The following is a 17,585-nucleotide window of genomic DNA, read 5'->3' on the forward strand; positions in this document are numbered from 1 at the left end:
ACTTATTGTATTATTTAGATAAATTTTTCACTGCTTCTTTTAAGAATGCTGTTTTACTCCAAGCAGTACCACCTTGTGCCATTGGGTCTACAACGTTTACAAATACTTTCTTTTCCTTCGCAGCATTCATACTTTGCCAAATTGGATTACTTTCAATTTCTTCTAATACTTTCGGATTTTTATTTTCAGTTGTCTCATATTGTAAGAAAATATAATCTGGGTTAAGTTCAGCAAGTTTTTCAAATGAAATTTTCTCTTGTGCTTTTACAGTTTTCAATTGTTCTGGAGCAGTTAGCCCAAGATCTTTATAAATTACAGGGTTGAAGTATACTCCTTCTGGATATAGGAATAATTCGTTTGCTCTTAGTCTAATAACAAGTACTTTTTTATCTTTTAACTTATCTCCTAGTTTTGCTTTTGCCTTTTCAGCGTCTGAATTGTAATCTTTAATAATTTTTTCTGCTTTATCTTTTTTACCAGTTAATTCTCCCATTAACTTTAAGTTATCTTCCCAATTTGTTGAAACGTGTGATACCGGGAATGTAGGAGCTACTTTCGTAAACTTTTCAGCTGTTTCTGCTGGGAATTTCGTACTTGATGTAATAACATCTGGTTTTAATTGAAGTAATGTTTCGAAATTTGGTTGCATTTTCTCACCAACAGATTTCGCACCTTCTAAATCTTTTTCAAGGTACTTCGGTAATTTACCACCTACAGTAATGGCACCTACTGGTTTAATTCCAAGTACTGCCGCATCTTCCATTGACTCTAAACTAGCTGTTGCAATTTTATCTACTTTTGCTGGTACTGTATATTCTTTACCTAAATATGTAATTTTTCTTTTTTCGTCTTTTTTCGTTTCTGTAGCTTTTGTCTGTTGCTTTTGCTCTCCTGAAGTCTTATCCGTACTATTACATGCTGCTAGTCCTACACTTAAAACTGTAACCATCCCTAATGTAAATAACTTCTTATTCATCTTTATATATCTCCTCTCGAATTTTCAAACAATATTCTTAATAAAATTTAACTATATGAAACTTGTCTTACATATATATTTCATTAGATTAATAATTCTATCCAGAACTCATTCTCGTTCACTTCCCCTAAGCTATAATTCTTTTACACCTCATCCGTTGATAACCTTTTCCATTGATAATGATTATCGTTACTAAGTATATATTTAATACGAAATAATTTCAAGAATGATTTGAAAAATTTTAACAAACTGAATCAAAAAAGAAGTACCTCCTATTATCAGGGAGATACTTCTTTTTTTAGAAATTTATATGTAATTCAACTGGGCAATGGTCTGATCCCATTACTTCACTATTAATTTTCGCCTCAATTATTTGGTCTTTCATTCTTTCGGAAACAACAAAATAATCTAAACGCCATCCAATATTTTTCGCTCTCGCTCCCATACGATACGACCACCACGAATATGCACCTTCCTGATCAGGATGCAGATAACGATACGTATCAATAAATCCTTCTTCTAAAATGCATGTAAACTTTTCTCGTTCCTCATCAGAGAATCCAGGATTTTTACGATTACTTTTTGGATTTTTTAAATCGATTTCTTTATGAGCAACATTTAAATCTCCACAAAAAATAACCGGTTTCTTCTCGTCTAATTGCTTAATATGGGTCCGAAAATCATCTTCCCATTTCATTCTGTAATCTAATCGTTCTAATCCACGTTTTGAATTTGGTGTATATAACGTTATCATGTAAAAATCTTCAAACTCTAAAGTAATAACTCGTCCTTCTTGATCATGCTCTTCCATACCTAAACCGTATGTAACAGAAAGCGGTTCTTTTTTCGTGAAAATAGCTGTTCCTGAATAACCTTTTTTCACGGCATAATTCCAGTATGTATAATATCCCTCTGGATTTAAATCAATTTGTCCATCTTGTAATTTAATCTCTTGTAGACAAAATATATCAGCACTTGATTCCTCGAGATATTCTAAAAATCCACCTTTTGCGATAACAGCTCGCAAGCCATTTACATTCCATGAAATTAACTTCACTTATAGCCCTCCTCTTGATGTTTATTTCCAAATTTCATGCTATCACAAAATAGAAAAACAATCATATTTTCACCTTTGTAATCTTGCTCTTACATTTGTGAATACATACATACGCACTTTATTCAGGTTATACTAATTTCAGAGGTGATGTTCTTTGCACAATGAAGGAATTACGTTAACAAATGAGCATTGGCAAGCAATTATTCAGAATGATTCTTCCTATGATAGCAAATTCTTTTATGCTGTGAAATCAACCGGAATCTTTTGCAGGCCATCATGTAAATCAAGAATACCGAATAGAAACAATGTACGAATTTTTCATCATGCAGAACAAGCATTAAGCGAAAACTTTCGCCCGTGCAAACGTTGCAAGCCAAACGGAATCACTTTACCTAATGAAGAGTGGGTAAAACAAATTAAAGATTATATCGAAAAACACTTTGATGAATTATTAACTCTCGACATACTTGCTGAAATGTGCCATGGTAGCCCATTTCATTTACAACGTACTTTCAAAAAGATGACAGGAATAAGCCCAATAGAGTATATACAACAATCCCGGATTGTTAAAGCGGCAGAACAGCTATTACAAACAAATCAATCTATTAAAGAAATTAGTACTGCTGTCGGGATAGAAAACCCCGAGTATTTTTCTACTTTATTTAAAAAGAAAACCGGATTTACGCCTACTGAATATCGAAAAAAGAACGAAATGAAAGAGGGATACAATAATGAATTCCTACAACAATAAATTTATATATTGGACGCTACTTACACATAAGAATTGGCAGTTTCATATTGCTGCAACTGAACATGGACTATGTTTCATTGGGTCTCAAGATGAAAACTTTGAAGAATTAAATATATGGGCTAGAAAAAAATTGCCCCAATATATTTTGACCTGTAATCCCGATTATCTACAAACATATACCAAAGAAATTATCGAGTATTTAGAGACCCAGCGAGAAGCTTTTACATTCCCTATCGATGCTTACGGAACTGACTTTCAATTATCTGTTTGGAATACGGTACGTGAAATTCCTTATGGGAAGACATATTCTTATTCAGAAATTGCCAAAAGAATGCAAAAACCTACTGCTGTACGTGCTGTTGCTACCGCTATTGCTGCCAACCCTCTTCTCATTACAATTCCTTGCCATCGTATTATTGGAAAGAATGGTAAACTAACCGGATTTAGAGGGGGATTAGAAATGAAGAGAGAATTGCTTACATTAGAAAAGTCGCAGGTAGAATGCATATGACAGCAGAATATACTAGCACATTAACTTTAGCAGTTCCAACAGAATTTAGTTTCCAAGAAAATTTGCGCTATCTATCACGTTCTAACAATGAATGTATGTTCCACATTGAAGATAATAAAATTTATAAAGTTATTGCTGTTCATGATGTAAATCCTTTAGTTGAAATCAGTATCAACTCGGATGATAATATTCAAATACGTTTTTTAGAAAAATCATATACATCTGAAAAATCGATATGCGAAGCTGTCGCTCACTATGTGAAAGAGTGGTTTGATTTAACTACTGATTTAGCTCCCTTTTATACATTAGCTAAACATGATGTACTCCTTCAAGGACCAATTGAACAATATTATGGGCTTCGTACTTTAGGTATTCCAGACTTATTTGAGGCACTTTCCTGGGGAATTATCGGTCAGCAAATTAATCTCACATATGCTTATACGCTAAAAAGACGATTAGTCGAACACTTTGGAAGTTATGTAGAGTGGAACGATAGAAAACATTGGATATTCCCTTCTCCTGAAACGATTGCACATTTACACGTAGACGATCTCAAAAAATTAAAAATGACGACGCGAAAATGTGAATATTTAATCGGGGTTGCAAAGCTTATTACAGAAGGAAAACTATCAAAAGAATCTTTATTGCAAATACAAGATGTGAAACAAGCTGAAAAACAATTAACTGCTATACATGGTATAGGACCTTGGACTGCGAACTATGTTTTAATGCGCTGTTTACGATTTCCTTCCGCTTTTCCAATTGACGATGTTGGCTTGCACAATGCAATTAAATATATAACAGGTTCCGAAAGTAAACCGACCAAACAGGAAATAAAAGATTTTGCGGCAAATTGGATTAACTGGGAGTCTTACGCAACTTTTTATTTATGGCGAGTATTATACTAAAAAACCAAGTAGCACGTTTGCACTACTTGGTTCTTTTTTAAGCTTGTTCTTCGAATCGTCTTGCAATCTCTATAATAACTTGAACAGCTTTTTCCATCGTATCTACCGAAACATACTCGAATTTACCGTGATAGTTTTCACCACCTGTGAAAATATTCGGCGTTGGTAATCCCATATATGATAACTGTGATCCATCTGTCCCACCACGAATCGGATGAATGTTTGGTTCAATATTTAAACTTTTCATCGCTTCATATGCAATATCAACAATTTCTCTCACTGGTTCGATTTTTTCAAGCATGTTATAGTATTGATCATTCATTTCTAATACGACTGCATCTTGTCCATACTTCTCTTGCATTTGCTTCACAATATTTTCAACGTTATTTTTACGCGCCTCAAAATTTTCACGATCAAAATCTCGAATAATATAATATGCTTTACTTTGCTCAACATCACCATTTAATGAAAGCAAATGATAGAATCCTTCATAGCCCTCAGTATATTCTGGTGCCTCTTCTACTGGTAAATGCCCATTAAACTCCATAGCAAGTTTAGTTGCGTTACGCATTTTATTTTTCGCTGTTCCAGGATGTGTATTCGTTCCGTTAAACGTTAACTTAGCACCTGCAGCATTAAAGCTTTCATACTCTAAACCACCTAATGGACCTCCATCCATCGTATAAGCACATGATGCACCAAACGCTTCTACATCAAAATGCGCTGGCCCACGACCAATTTCTTCATCCGGCGTAAATGCAACTCTTATTTTCCCATGCTTAATTTGCGGATTATGTATTAAATAGTTCATTGCAACCATAATTTCAGTCAAACCAGCTTTATCATCTGCTCCTAGAAGTGTCGTACCATCCGTTGTAATAATTGTATGTCCTTTATATGATGGTAACTCTGGGAACTGCTCTGGCGTTAACACAACATTTAACTCTTCATTTAACGTAATCGCATTTCCATCAAAGTTTTCATGGATTTGTGGTCTTACGTTTTTCCCTGTAAAGTCTGTTGCCGTATCCAAATGTGCTAAAAAGCCGATTACTGGAACATCCTTATCCGTATTAGCAGGAAGTGTTGCCATTACATACCCATTATCATCCATCGTTACTTCTGTTAAGCCAATTTCTTTTAACTCTCCAACTAATAACTTACCAAATTCAATTTGTCCAGGTGTTGTTGGTACTGTATGACTTTCTTCATTTGATTGTGTATCAATTTTTACATATCTCGTAAATCTTTCAATAAGTTCTTGTTTCAAATTCATTCACTCCCTTTTATATTCCTCTCTCTATTATAATCCCTAAAACGAAATATTTTAACTTTTTTGGCTATGAAGATATATATTCCGTTTATATTTTCACAAACGATAAAAATTCATAATATTTGCTTACCACGACTCTAACAAGTAACATACATAATTATAAATATGGGAGGTATTAAAGATGAGGCTAAATCTTTTTCGCTATTTTCTTTTTTTCTTAGGATTAATTTTTTTCGGCCTTGGAAATGCTCTTGCAGTAAAAGTTAAATTTCTCGGTTTACATCCTTGGGAAGTTTTAAATATGGCTCTCTACCAAAAATTTGGATGGACAATTGGTACGTGGAGTGTCATATGCGGATTATGTCTCGTTCTCATTTCTTTACTAGTAGATCAAAAATATATAAATGTGGGGACATTTTTAAATGCACTACTTATCGGTCCCATTATGGACTTTTTCTTACAATCAAATATCCTTCCAAACACTAGTGAGTATTTATGGATAAACTTACTCATTTTATTTGCTGGCATTGCAATTACAGGTATTGGTGGAGGCATGTACGTTGCGGCTGGGATTGGCGCTGGACCTCGCGATGGATTCATGCTTACTATTTCCGACAAAACAGGACTATCTATTAGCCGTGCTAGAATTATAGTAGAATGTGTTGTACTAGTAATTGGATTTATGCTAGGAGGTCCTATTTTCATCGTAACTTTTCTGTACACCTTTATTCAAAGTCCAATCTTTCAGCAATCATTTAAAATGTTTCAAACACTTTTACATACTTTACATAGCAAAAACAAAGAGCAAATTAATGAAAATTTATAAAACATCACTTAATACAAATGAATTCACCCTATTTACGATTCTCACCGCAAATAGGGTGTTTCTTTTTTCATCTCACAATTTAAGAATATATACTACTCATTTACAATAAAAGTATATACATCATCACAAATACAGCCATTTACCTTAATGACATACTTCCCTGGTTTACTAAAACGAATTGTGTATTTATTTAGTTGAATTGCTTCTTTATCTCCAGAAATAACATCAATGCTTCTGCCACTTAATACATATAATTCATTTAGTTTCATCGATACATCAATTGTATTGAAATTCTCCTCTTTCACTTGCTGTGCTTCCGCAGCACTTACACTTGGTTCTAAAAACAGTAGTCCACTTAATCCAATCGTCCCCGCTAAAGCAACTCCCGCAAACTTTTTAATTTTTTTCATTACAATGACCTCCTTATAGATTTTGCGTAAAGGTAATGTCCCCCCTTACACCACAAAGCCTATATGTAATGAAATGAAAAGTAAACGGGGACCGTAAGACAAAATTTTACATCTTTTTCTCCAATTGAATAGAAATCCAACGTTTGGAGTTTTGTCATATTTAAAATAGTTTCTCTAAGCCAACTTCTATTTATATTATTCAGAATTTGCATAATTACTTATTGATTTAAGATTCTAAAAATAGTTGATAAAGATTCTTTCTATCTCCTATCCATAATCTTTCTACATTCATTAATTGCTCATCTTTAAACTCCATCTTATATATATCTGGTTTTGACGTATTCATTAAAAATTCAAAACCATATTGTTTATCAAAATAGTTCATCATTAATGTCATGACAAACCCATGTGTACCAATTACAATTTTTTGTCCTTGAAAATCCATTAATATTTCTTTTAACACTTTCACTACTCTTCTTTGGCAACCCGTATATGACTCTCCTTCCGTTCGTGCAAAGTCCGGATTAGAGAACATCTTCTTTACAAGTGGATACACTTCTTTATCTGATATAACTTGATCTCCACTAGAAAACATACACTCTTTAAGATTTTCATATATTACTATTTCTTTTTCATAGAAATTGGCCGTTTTTTCTATCGTTAATACAGCTCTCTTATACGGACTTGAAATGAAAGTATTGATTCCTTCTGTTTTTAATATATCTGTTACTCTATGAGCGTCTAAACTTCCCTTTTCAGTTAAACCACGCGTTCTTTCACCCTCTTCTAATTTTGGTGATTCACCGTGCCTAACCATATAAATATATGTATTCATACTTCCTCCTTGAAAATATTCATTCATTTTTTATAAATTTTGTTGTTTTGTTCGTGTAATCCATTCTCCTACTAAACTCTCGAATAATTCAGGTTGTTCAATTTGCAAATTATGCCCTGCCATATCTAACACCGCTAATGTCGCTCTTGGATAATCATCAATAATTTCTATAATATCTTGATAACCTACCGATATATCTTGTTTTCCGGCTAATAAAAGAACAGGTTTCTCATATTTCTTACGGTGAAACTCCATAGTAAGAGAGTATTTTTTTTGCAACATTTCAATAAACTCATAATTAGCAACATCTAACCCCGGTTTAATTTCTTCTTTAAATCGCTTATATGTATATTCATTTGCTATCACTGCTAACTCACAAAATTCCTCTCTTTCCGTAGAAGTGAGTTTATTTAAAAATTCCTCATCTTGTAAAATTACCTGTTTATCTGGAAGAGTCCTTTTTTCGGAATCCGCTACAACAACAGGACATACTAATAGTAATCCGTTAACTCTTTCAAACAGATTTGTGAGTATTCCTCTGGCTAAATAGCCTCCATATGACTCTCCTACCAATAAAAATTCTTCAGTAGAAATGATTTTCTTAATAAATGTGATAAGCACTTCTACTATACGATCTGAACTATTTATCCAATGTGGAGCATTCGATTTTCCCATTCCAGGTAAATCAATATATATTCTCTTATAACCTTCATATTTCTGAAATACCGATTCCATACATTTCATCATTAACCTATGGTCAGGAGCGCAACCATGTATAATAATGACTGGTTTGCCTTCTCCAACGATTTCATAATATATTTCTGCATCTTCAATTCGAAATAACATAAAAAATCCTCCCTATTTATACATCCTTTTGAATGGCAACACTATCAAACTTATAAGAATACACGTTCTCAATTTACATCCCCTAAAATTGATTGTCAAATCAAAATTTTCAGACCATAAACAAAAAGCTTCCTTCTATTTTTTTCCTAGAAGGAAGCTGAGCTATTTTTACCCTATCATAATTTGAAACCTTGTTCTTATTAGTTTCATTACCCCTTATTCCTCTAGTTTCATCAACACAATTCTCCAACCATCTGGATCCTCTATCGTTATCCCCTTGTCTTTCCAGTATCGGTTTTCAGGTTCGACCTCGTCATAACCCAATGCATGCAGCCTTTTACTCACCTTTTTCATTTCACTATCTTCACTCATATAAAATACAAGTAAATTATCTTTTGTCGGAGCGGGACAAGGACTCCCATCTATATGTCTTGTAAATTCTAAATGATACTCTTCCTCTGGGAGTCCAAACATGACCCCATCATAGCCTTCATGATTGTAGAATTCACCTATACGTTTTAAGCCTAATCCTTTTTCATAGAATTCTATAACCTTTTCAAATCGGTTAGTTGGACGTGCTATTCGAAACTTTACCCAATTCTTCATGCTCTTCCTCCCATACTAAAAATTTTATACATGCTTACGTATTATTGTATATACGCAACACCTTTTTGAAATCCCCCATTAGTATGAGAATACATACAAAAGTTTAATTCATACTTTATAACAAAAACATTTTATATAAAATTGAATGTTTTATCTTTATGCAATTATGCATATTTACTTGCGAACTATTAAAAAACCTATAAAATTCAAAAGATGACTAAATATACAATTCCAATTTAAAATTTTGATGAAGTACACATTATTAAAAACAATACTTTTTTAATTCTAAGAATTACTTCACTTTTCAACACTTTCCTTATATACATGATTTTTATAAGGAAATCTGATACAATTCTTAAATAATATTATTATGTATAGATATTACGAATAAAGTGCATAATTAAAGAAGGTGATTTTATTGAAATTAAATAAAAATTTACAAATATGTATATTAATCGCATCATTGATATGCTATTCCATCTATTTTATATTTTTTTATCTGTTCCCTACTCATTTTTCAAATTCTGATGTACGCTTCGCTTCACTTATCGTTGAAGCCATTACATTTGTATCACTCATTTACTCTATATATTCTAAAAAAGTTAGTTCAAATCCGTTTTGGATATGTATCACAATAGCAATCGGTAGCTTTTTATTAGGGAAAATAGTATATACATATCAAGATAGCTTCTTCGAAATTCCAATACATCAATTTACTATTTCTGATGTATTTTACATGTTTTTTCTACTCTTCTGTCTTATCGCTTTCTGCTATAAAATTTTAAAAGAATGTGATAAATGGGAAAAAGCGTTCTTTATTTGTGATATATGCATCGTACTTACTTCCATATTCACATTGGAGTGGTATTTATTTAATCAACCAAATTTAAATATATTCTCTCTTTCACTAGGAGATGTTTTCCTTTCATTTCTATATCCAATTGCAGATTTATTATTTCTTCTACTAGGTGTTAGTCTTTTTTTCCGTCCAACAATTTTTAATTCCAAACGGAAAATTTACATCTTTATTTTTGTATTAATAAGTTCTGCAACTTTTAACTATATTTATTTTTACTTAAATAATCATTTATCAACTGAAACGATAACATTATTACGTCTTTTATATAGAATACCTATATTATTTATTGCAATAGCTGGATCTATTTCAGAAGATCATAATAGCCATAAAAATTATTTCATTGTAAATCCTCTAATAGGAAAAAAGGCTTTAGTTGTATTTCCCTATCTTGCTGTTGCGATACTAATCGGGTTTACATTAAAAGAACAAACAGCATCTTCAACTCTCATTACAGGAAATTGTATTACTTTTATTTTCGTACTCATTCGTCATTCTATTGTACGTATGCACAACAATTCCCTAACCAAACGTTTACAGGCATTTAATGCTCAACTAGAAGAAAAAGTGACTTTACGAACTTCTGATTTAGTTTATAAATCAGAGGCTTTATCTCAAAAACAACAAAAATTCAAATCACTATATGAATATCATCCTGACCCTATTTTTACGATTGATTTAAATGGAATCTTCTTAAATGTAAATAAAGCTGGGAGTATGTTACTGGGAGCACCAACGAATGAGTTACTCGGTGAAACTTGTTTTTCGATTATTTTAGAAGAAGATAAACATAAACTAGCATCTGCATTAGAAAAAGTGAAACAACAAGAATCGGCATCCTTACAACTTAGTTCTCAATATAAAGATGGCTTTACTTATTTTTTATACGTTACCATCGTTCCTATTATGATAGACGGACAAATTTCAGGAAGCTATATTATGGTGAAAGACATTACTGCACTAAAAAAACAGCAAGAAGAAATAAAATATTTAGCATTCCATGATACTGTAACGAAAATTGGGAACCGTGCCTTTTTCCATAAGAAATTAAAAAGGGTTATAAAAAATGCGAAAACAACAGACAGTGAGTTCGCATTATTATACTTAGATTTAGATCGCTTTAAAGCAATTAACGATACACTTGGACATTCGTCAGGAGATTACATATTAGAAGAAGTAGCAAAGCGATTTCAATCCTGCCTTCCATCACATACTCATTTGTCAAGAATCGGTGGTGATGAGTTTACAATCTTAATTGAAAATTATACTGACGAAGATTTCTTATTCGAGTTATGTAACCAATTATTTGAAAGCATAGAAAAACCGTTTGTCATACATGAGCATACATTAACTTTATCACTTAGTATCGGTATCGCTATTTATCCACATTCTGGAATCGATACCGCTACACTTCTGAAAAACGCTAATGTTGCAATGTATGATGCGAAAGCAAAAGAACTTAACTCTGTCTCTATTTATGATGATGTTATTGCTAAGAAAATTGAAAGACGATTAAGATTAGAAAAAGATTTACCAAATGCAATTCAAAATGAGGAATTGTTCCTTTTATATCAACCTCAAGTTAATAGCGAATCTAACAAAATTATCGGTGCGGAAGCTTTAATCAGGTGGAATCATCCTGAATTAGGCGTTATTTCTCCATACGAGTTTATTCCGATTGCAGAAGAAACACTGCAAATTATTCCAATAGGAAAATGGACATTAGAGAAGGCTTGCGGGCAAATGAAACGTTGGCATGCACTCGGATATTCTCATTTGAAAATAGGCGTAAATTTATCTGCTAAAGAATTTGAACAAGACGATTTTGTAAAGTCTATTTCTTCTACTTTAGCAAATACAGGTTTACCAGCAAGTTCTCTCGATCTTGAGTTAACAGAGCGAATTGCAATGATGGATGAGCGAGAAACATTGATAAAATTGCGCACACTAAAAAGTTTAGGGATTCACATTTCAATCGACGACTTTGGTACAGGCTATTCTTCACTAGCGTATTTACCTTTATATCCAATAGACACATTAAAAATCCCAAGGGAGTTTATTACAATGTCTGAAACGTGCGAAGATGGAATGGAAATTATTAAAACGATTATCACATTGGCACATACATTAGAAATGTCTGTCATTGCTGAAGGGGTAGAAACGAAAGAACACGTGCATTTCCTTCAAAAAAATAAATGTAAATTTATTCAAGGTTACTATTACAGCAAACCTATTCATGCTGATTCATTTTCTACTCTGCTCAAAAAAGGTGTTCATTCTCTGTAGCGTAAATATATACAAGAAAAGGAAAGAAGAGACGGACTCTTCTTTCCTTTTTTTGTACTTTGCAACTTTTCATTTCCTTCACATATCATTTATGTAAGTAGTTACTAATACATTTATGATAACAGACTTAAAAATAGGAGGATTTATATGCACCACGACAATCCAAATAATAAACATTACAAAAACATTCCTCTATCCCTCTTCTCAATAAAAAATGAGTTAAAACAAAAATGCACCAACGTAAATAACTTCCTTTTTCCCCTTTCGAAAGAAGAAGAAGTATTCATACATACAATTAAAGAAAGAACAAAATTATTAAATCAAAATAATGTTACAAGAACTCGTGCTTACTATCAATTTTACAAAAGATACCCTGAAATACATTGGGCATTGCTTGGACATATGGTATCGCGTAACGGCGGTTGGAACATGACAGATTTAAAGGGGGATTTATATACGAAGTTGTTATCTGAGAAAGATCAATTTACTTTCTTTTCTTTTTTAGAACGGGGTAATTGGCTTATCTTTCAAGATGTGTATCCACAATTTTTATTATATGAACAGAGTGTGAAAAAAAACAAAAATCTTTTTCATCTCCTCCCTCACCTCAATGTGTCAACATTTATGGAAACGATGTGGAACTTTTTTTGGAAAACTGGAAACAAACAAATATTAACGATTGCGACTATTATTAATGAACAAAACTACTTAGAAAAAAGATTGATTCAAAATAAACACTTCAAAAAAAATGTACTAAATAGTATTGGATTTAAACTCTTTGATTTCTTTCAATTTAATCATATTCTCTTCCCTTTCTCTGAAGAAAATGCTATGCAAAAAACTATATTAATCGGTGATACAATGCAACATTTCACCTCCTTACACGAACGAATTTTGCTTGGAAAACGATTATATGCATTATTGTTTCATGATGAACACGTTTTAGCTCATATACTACAATGGGCGGATACGCATCCACATACCGGATCCCGAAAAGATTATTGGCCACATTTATTTTCAAGTGTGAATGAATCCTTTTCAAGAGAATTTTATAAACGAAGAATAAAGAAGTGCCAATTAAAAAGTGATGCCTATCGTATATATAGCCCTGCACTTATGTATGCATGGAAAAATATGAAACATGAAGAAACAGAATATGAAGATTGGTTTAACGACTGGCAAGTCATACATTATTTAACCGATAAGGAGGAAAGAATACATGGACAAATTACAGAAGACTACTGTAAAACACTCGAAAAAATTGAACTCGCCATTCTTGCAAAGAAAAATGTCCTTCTTCGAGAAGAAGAATAACCTTTTCGCATTAGTCGTTACAATCGTACTCTCTTTTATTATTGGAACTTGCTTAGATGCTTTCTTTGTTGCGAAACAAATATATTCTTTCCCAGTTAGACCATTCTCCTCCATATTTTCAGTTAACATCGGCTTTACTTTGTTTGTACTACCAATTTTAACAACGATTTTCATACAAATTTCAAAAACATTATCTGCAGTTTCTAGAATTCTATTTATTGTTTCAATAGGTGTTTGCGCTAGCATTTTTGAACAGGTTGCTGAAAGATTCGGTCTCTTTATCCATAGCGTAGATTGGAATCATACATACTCTTTATTTGGCTATATGATTTTCTTCTCTTTTATTTGGAAACTATATCATTTCATACAAAAATAAAGAGACCATTATAGATCTCTTCTTAAGCATAATCTTCAGTTATTGCTAATGGTGCAAGATTTTGAAGACTTTTTGAACGTAAACGGTAGGCAACGATTTTCTTCTTATATTGCTTAATTACATCCACATGTTCCTCATGGCTATATAGAGAAAATCGAATCTCTTTATTCCCTTTCTTCGTCTTAATAACGATCGGTGTTCCTTCCCCGTGCGGCGGAAAATAATGTTTATCTAAAAATAAAGCCTCATTAAATTCATGAATAACTTGTAGCTTCATTTCTCCCTCTATATTCTTGCCATCTATCGATATAGAGGTATTCTCTTCCTCAAGTTTTTGATGTAATTCAAATCTACTAATAATTGATTCTACAACAGAAGTTGGCATACTAGAAACGAGTACTTTAAGAGAGCCAAAAATAAATAATGTAACTATAAACCATGTTGTCATTTTCTCATCTCCATTACATTTTAAAATATAAATTTCGTTCCATAAGGTATAAATATACTAATGAGTATTCCAGTTATAATCATCGTTACCGAAGCGATTGTCGCCTCTTTCTCGCCTTCTTTCACAAGACGGCTCACACCGATAATATGTGATGCGCATCCCATCCCCACTCCTTTTCCAATCGCACTTGTTATTCGGAAAAATTTAAGTACTGTCGGTCCGATCATAGCACCTGTTATTCCTGCAACAACTACAAAACTAGAAGTCATAGATGGAATACCTCCAATTTGATCTGATAATGAAATAGCAATTGGCATCGTCGCTAATTGCGGCAGTGTCGTTACTATGAGCTCCCTATCTATATTTAACATCCCGCCAATCACTACATTCATACTCGTTAAAGCCACTATACCTACTGCTACGCCGATAAGTATCGACAAAAAGTTTTTCATAAGTATGTTTCGTTCCTTAAATAAAGGGATTGCTAACGCTACAATTGCAGGACTCAATAAACTGGAAAGAATATCTCCTCCATTTTCTCTATACTCATGATGCGAAATGCCTAAAATCAAAAATAAGCAAATCATACTTGCTGTAACTGTTAACACCGGTAACGTAAAGGGAAACGGGAATTTTTTATATAACTTTGTCGCCAATACATACATTACTACAGTAATAATAATTAAGACCATTTACACATTGCACCTTGTCGATTTTATTTTTTTGATGTTACTAATAATTGACTTATATACCCTGAAACAACTAAAGTTACTGCCGTGCTTGCAACTACTAAAAGGAATATAATACTCCCCTTACTGAAAAGAAAAGACCCGTATTCCATCAAACCTGTTGTCAAGGGAATTAGAAATAACGGTAAAAATATGATTAACTTTTCCGCACCTTCCTCAAACCACTTTAATGGTAAAATACGAGTAGAAAGGAGTAGAAACAGCATTAACATCCCTATTAAACTTCCTGGCATCGATACATGGAATACTCCTTGAATCCACGTACCAACTAAGCTAAATACATATAGCACGCCTACTTGAAGTAAAAGCGTCACGTACTTCATTTCTTTCCCTCATTTCAATATTACACATCACTATTATGAAATCTCATTTAACGTTTCCGCAAATCTCGTCATTCCTAGGTGAATTTGTTCGGCATTTACTCTCCCAAAAGTAAAACGAATATATTCACTTTTAGTACCTAAAACACTTCCCGGGACAAACGCTACACCATTTCGTATAGATTCACCTAATAAATGATATTCATCAAACGTTCCTTGCACTTTACACCATAAATGTATTCCACCCTCTGGAACAAAAAAATCAACCTGGTCCCCTAATACTTCTTCAAGCTTTCTAATTAGCACATCTCTTCTTTCTTTCAATTGTCTACGGAGCATTGTAATATGTGCATGAAAATCTTCTGATTCTAAAAACTGATTTGCCACCCACTGCGTAAATACACTATGCCCAAAATCAACTTGCTGCTTCGCATCCGCTAAACGTTCTATTACACGCGTAGGACCAATTACCCAGCCAATACGTAATCCTGATGCAACAATTTTTGATAATGAACTTATATAAAGAACATTCCCATTTTGATCCATTGATTTTAATGTTGGATTCACTTCTCCATTAAATGACGTTAAACTATATGGATCATCTTCTACAATCGGTATACCAAATTCAGAAGACAGTTCCAATATCTTTTTACGCCTTGCTAATGAAAGCACAGTTCCCGTTGGATTTTGATAATCTGGATTCAAAAATACCATGCGAATACGATGTTTTCTATGCAAATCAATTAAATCATCTGGATTCATTCCATGCTGATCGACAGGTAAATGGAATATTTTTAGACCAGCAGATTTAAACATCGGCAATGAAAAACAATAAGAAGGGTCCTCAACTGCAATCGCATCTCCTGGTTTTAATAAACATTGAACGATAAGATTAAGTGCCTGTTGTGCGCCGGATGTAATAAGGATAGAATTCGAATCTGCTTCAATTTGTTTATATTGCTGAACATGTGCTGCAATTGTTTTTCTCAACATTTCATTTCCAAGTGGATGGTCATAACCGAGATTTCCCATAAATGTTTTCTCCGACAAAATCGTTCGGAATCTATCGCTCGGAATCAATTCTGGTGACAATTCACCACTCGCTAAATTAATTAAGTCTTCTTTTTGTGTTTCCGTTCTAATTTGTTGAACGAGTGGTACATTAGGTAAAAACGATCCATCCTCAACGTACCTACCCCAGTTCGGTATTCGTTTATGTGAAACACCCCATATGTCTGTATTCACCCGTGTCCCGCTTCCTTTTTGCCGTTCTACTACTCCAAGTGATTTTAATTCTTCATATGCAGCTACTATTGTACTTCGGTTCACCTGTAATTCTTTCGCTAACATACGCTCAGAAGGTAACTTACTGTCAGAAGGAAACTCACCTGAAGAAATACCCCTTTCAATATAATCTGCTATTTGTTTATATACAGGCGTCTTATCTGCACGATTTGGTTTCCATTCCACCTTGTTGCCCCCTCTCAAAACGAACTATCCCTTATTTAAGTAATAATAGTATGAATCAGTCATATTTTCTTATCCTTAAATGGATATATCCAAAACGGTTCTTCCTCTAACCATTCCACTGTTTCTTGCACACCTTCTTCATACTCTCTTTTTAAATCCGTTACTTTAGTCGCAAATTGTGATGCATGTGCCTGCAATGCCTCTAGCTTTTTTGGAACATATTGTTTCACTTCATTTTTGAAATGCGGAGACCCTATTTCTGCTTCATGATTATTTGAAAAAGCTACCGCATAAAATGTTGGTCTTTTATACTTCGGAATATTAGATAACGCCTCAACTACTGCTTCTCCTGTTGCATTATGATCTGGATGTACTGCATATCCCGGATAAAAAGAAATGACTAACGAAGGATTCAATTCTTCTACACATTTTTGTATGACACATCTTAACTCTCCCGGCGTTTCAAATTCAAGAGTTTTATCACGATATCCCATCATACGTACATCTTTAACCCCTAAAATATTTGTAGCTCTCTTTAGTTCCTTCTCTCTTATAGCATATAATGATTCACGTGTTGCAAAAGGAGGATTCCCCATCGTTCTCCCCATTTCACCTAAAGTTAAGCAAACATAAGTAAGAGGAACATTTCGCTGCACATAAGCTAAAATTGTACCTGCCACGCAATATGACTCATCATCCGGATGCGGAAAAACAATTAAAACGTGACGTTCATTTTTTATCAAAATCATACTCCTCCATCATATACA

At 33.2% G+C, this 17,585-nt stretch carries 19 protein-coding genes; 7 read left to right on the forward strand and 12 right to left on the reverse strand.

Features of this window, described 5'->3' with window-relative positions; all coding sequences use genetic code 11:
• Positions 1-10 precede the first annotated feature (10 nt).
• Positions 11-976: an iron-hydroxamate ABC transporter substrate-binding protein gene (locus tag FS742_RS19000; protein WP_060487502.1), complete on the reverse strand. Its 966-nt coding sequence runs from the start codon at positions 974-976 to the stop codon at positions 11-13.
• Between the two features lie 298 nt (positions 977-1,274).
• A complete protein-coding gene (locus tag FS742_RS19005) occupies positions 1,275-2,033 on the reverse strand; it encodes an exodeoxyribonuclease III (protein ID WP_144614401.1) in 759 nt (252 codons plus the stop codon).
• A gap of 154 nt (positions 2,034-2,187) precedes the next feature.
• Here FS742_RS19005 and FS742_RS19010 point away from each other — a divergent pair, with 154 nt between their 5' ends.
• Genes FS742_RS19010 through FS742_RS19020 form a run of 3 tightly spaced genes read left to right on the forward strand, consistent with a single transcriptional unit; the run spans position 2,188 to position 4,203 of the window.
• Positions 2,188-2,784 (forward strand): bifunctional transcriptional activator/DNA repair enzyme AdaA, encoded by a 597-nt coding sequence (locus FS742_RS19010; protein ID WP_144614403.1) that lies wholly within the window; start codon positions 2,188-2,190, stop codon positions 2,782-2,784.
• A complete protein-coding gene (locus tag FS742_RS19015; RefSeq protein WP_144614405.1) occupies positions 2,765-3,295 on the forward strand; it encodes a methylated-DNA--[protein]-cysteine S-methyltransferase in 531 nt (176 codons plus the stop codon). Before FS742_RS19010 ends, FS742_RS19015 begins: the two co-directional genes overlap by 20 nt.
• Positions 3,292-4,203, forward strand: coding sequence for a DNA-3-methyladenine glycosylase family protein (locus FS742_RS19020; RefSeq protein ID WP_144614407.1), 912 nt, complete (start codon positions 3,292-3,294; stop codon positions 4,201-4,203). Before FS742_RS19015 ends, FS742_RS19020 begins: the two co-directional genes overlap by 4 nt.
• A 37-nt stretch (positions 4,204-4,240) precedes the next feature.
• Here the strand turns inward: FS742_RS19020 and pepT are convergent, their stop codons facing one another.
• A complete protein-coding gene (gene pepT / locus FS742_RS19025) occupies positions 4,241-5,473 on the reverse strand; it encodes a peptidase T (RefSeq protein ID WP_144614409.1) in 1,233 nt (410 codons plus the stop codon).
• Between the two features lie 184 nt (positions 5,474-5,657).
• On the opposite strand from pepT, the gene FS742_RS19030 reads away from it, so the two are divergent.
• Positions 5,658-6,302 (forward strand): YczE/YyaS/YitT family protein, encoded by a 645-nt coding sequence (locus tag FS742_RS19030; protein ID WP_144614411.1) that lies wholly within the window; start codon positions 5,658-5,660, stop codon positions 6,300-6,302.
• 92 nt (positions 6,303-6,394) lie between these two features.
• Here FS742_RS19030 and FS742_RS19035 read toward each other — a convergent pair whose 3' ends face one another.
• From FS742_RS19035 to FS742_RS19050, 4 genes are all read right to left on the reverse strand, one after another.
• Entirely contained in the window at positions 6,395-6,712 is a 318-nt protein-coding gene (locus FS742_RS19035; protein ID WP_144614413.1) for a hypothetical protein, read from the reverse strand.
• A gap of 226 nt (positions 6,713-6,938) precedes the next feature.
• Complete coding sequence (locus tag FS742_RS19040; RefSeq protein ID WP_144614415.1) at positions 6,939-7,547, reverse strand: histidine phosphatase family protein; 609 nt, start codon at positions 7,545-7,547, stop codon at positions 6,939-6,941.
• Positions 7,548-7,577: 30 nt separating this feature from the next.
• Positions 7,578-8,393 carry an alpha/beta fold hydrolase gene (locus tag FS742_RS19045; RefSeq protein ID WP_144614417.1) on the reverse strand — a complete coding sequence of 272 codons (816 nt, stop codon included), beginning with the start codon at positions 8,391-8,393 and terminating at the stop codon, positions 7,578-7,580.
• A 216-nt stretch (positions 8,394-8,609) separates the two neighbouring features.
• Positions 8,610-8,999: a VOC family protein gene (locus tag FS742_RS19050; protein ID WP_144614419.1), complete on the reverse strand. Its 390-nt coding sequence runs from the start codon at positions 8,997-8,999 to the stop codon at positions 8,610-8,612.
• Between the two features lie 418 nt (positions 9,000-9,417).
• On the opposite strand from FS742_RS19050, the gene FS742_RS19055 reads away from it, so the two are divergent.
• From FS742_RS19055 to FS742_RS19065, 3 genes are all read left to right on the forward strand, one after another.
• Positions 9,418-12,141, forward strand: coding sequence for a bifunctional diguanylate cyclase/phosphodiesterase (locus FS742_RS19055; protein WP_144614421.1), 2,724 nt, complete (start codon positions 9,418-9,420; stop codon positions 12,139-12,141).
• Between the two features lie 147 nt (positions 12,142-12,288).
• Positions 12,289-13,455: a DUF2515 domain-containing protein gene (locus FS742_RS19060; RefSeq protein ID WP_144614423.1), complete on the forward strand. Its 1,167-nt coding sequence runs from the start codon at positions 12,289-12,291 to the stop codon at positions 13,453-13,455.
• Positions 13,361-13,831, forward strand: coding sequence for a CBO0543 family protein (locus tag FS742_RS19065; protein WP_144614425.1), 471 nt, complete (start codon positions 13,361-13,363; stop codon positions 13,829-13,831). The genes FS742_RS19060 and FS742_RS19065 overlap by 95 nt, the downstream gene beginning before the upstream one ends.
• A 22-nt stretch (positions 13,832-13,853) precedes the next feature.
• Here FS742_RS19065 and FS742_RS19070 read toward each other — a convergent pair whose 3' ends face one another.
• From FS742_RS19070 to bshB2, 5 genes are read right to left on the reverse strand one after another with little or no spacing between them, the layout of a single operon-like run.
• On the reverse strand, positions 13,854-14,279 hold the full coding sequence (locus FS742_RS19070) for a YfmQ family protein (RefSeq protein ID WP_144614427.1): 426 nt from the start codon (positions 14,277-14,279) through the stop codon (positions 13,854-13,856).
• 20 nt (positions 14,280-14,299) lie between these two features.
• Positions 14,300-14,971: an LrgB family protein gene (locus FS742_RS19075; RefSeq protein WP_144614428.1), complete on the reverse strand. Its 672-nt coding sequence runs from the start codon at positions 14,969-14,971 to the stop codon at positions 14,300-14,302.
• A 23-nt stretch (positions 14,972-14,994) separates the two neighbouring features.
• Positions 14,995-15,351, reverse strand: a complete 357-nt coding sequence (locus tag FS742_RS19080; protein ID WP_144614430.1) for a CidA/LrgA family holin-like protein — start codon at positions 15,349-15,351, stop codon at positions 14,995-14,997.
• A 33-nt stretch (positions 15,352-15,384) separates the two neighbouring features.
• Positions 15,385-16,818, reverse strand: coding sequence for a MocR-like pyridoxine biosynthesis transcription factor PdxR (pdxR, locus tag FS742_RS19085; RefSeq protein WP_144614432.1), 1,434 nt, complete (start codon positions 16,816-16,818; stop codon positions 15,385-15,387).
• 59 nt (positions 16,819-16,877) lie between these two features.
• Complete coding sequence (bshB2, locus tag FS742_RS19090) at positions 16,878-17,558, reverse strand: bacillithiol biosynthesis deacetylase BshB2 (RefSeq protein ID WP_144614710.1); 681 nt, start codon at positions 17,556-17,558, stop codon at positions 16,878-16,880.
• Between the last annotated feature and the right edge of the window lie 27 nt (positions 17,559-17,585).

The organism is Bacillus cereus (assembly GCF_007678085.1).
GTDB classification, from domain to species: Bacteria; Bacillota; Bacilli; order Bacillales; family Bacillaceae_G; genus Bacillus_A; species Bacillus_A cereus_BE.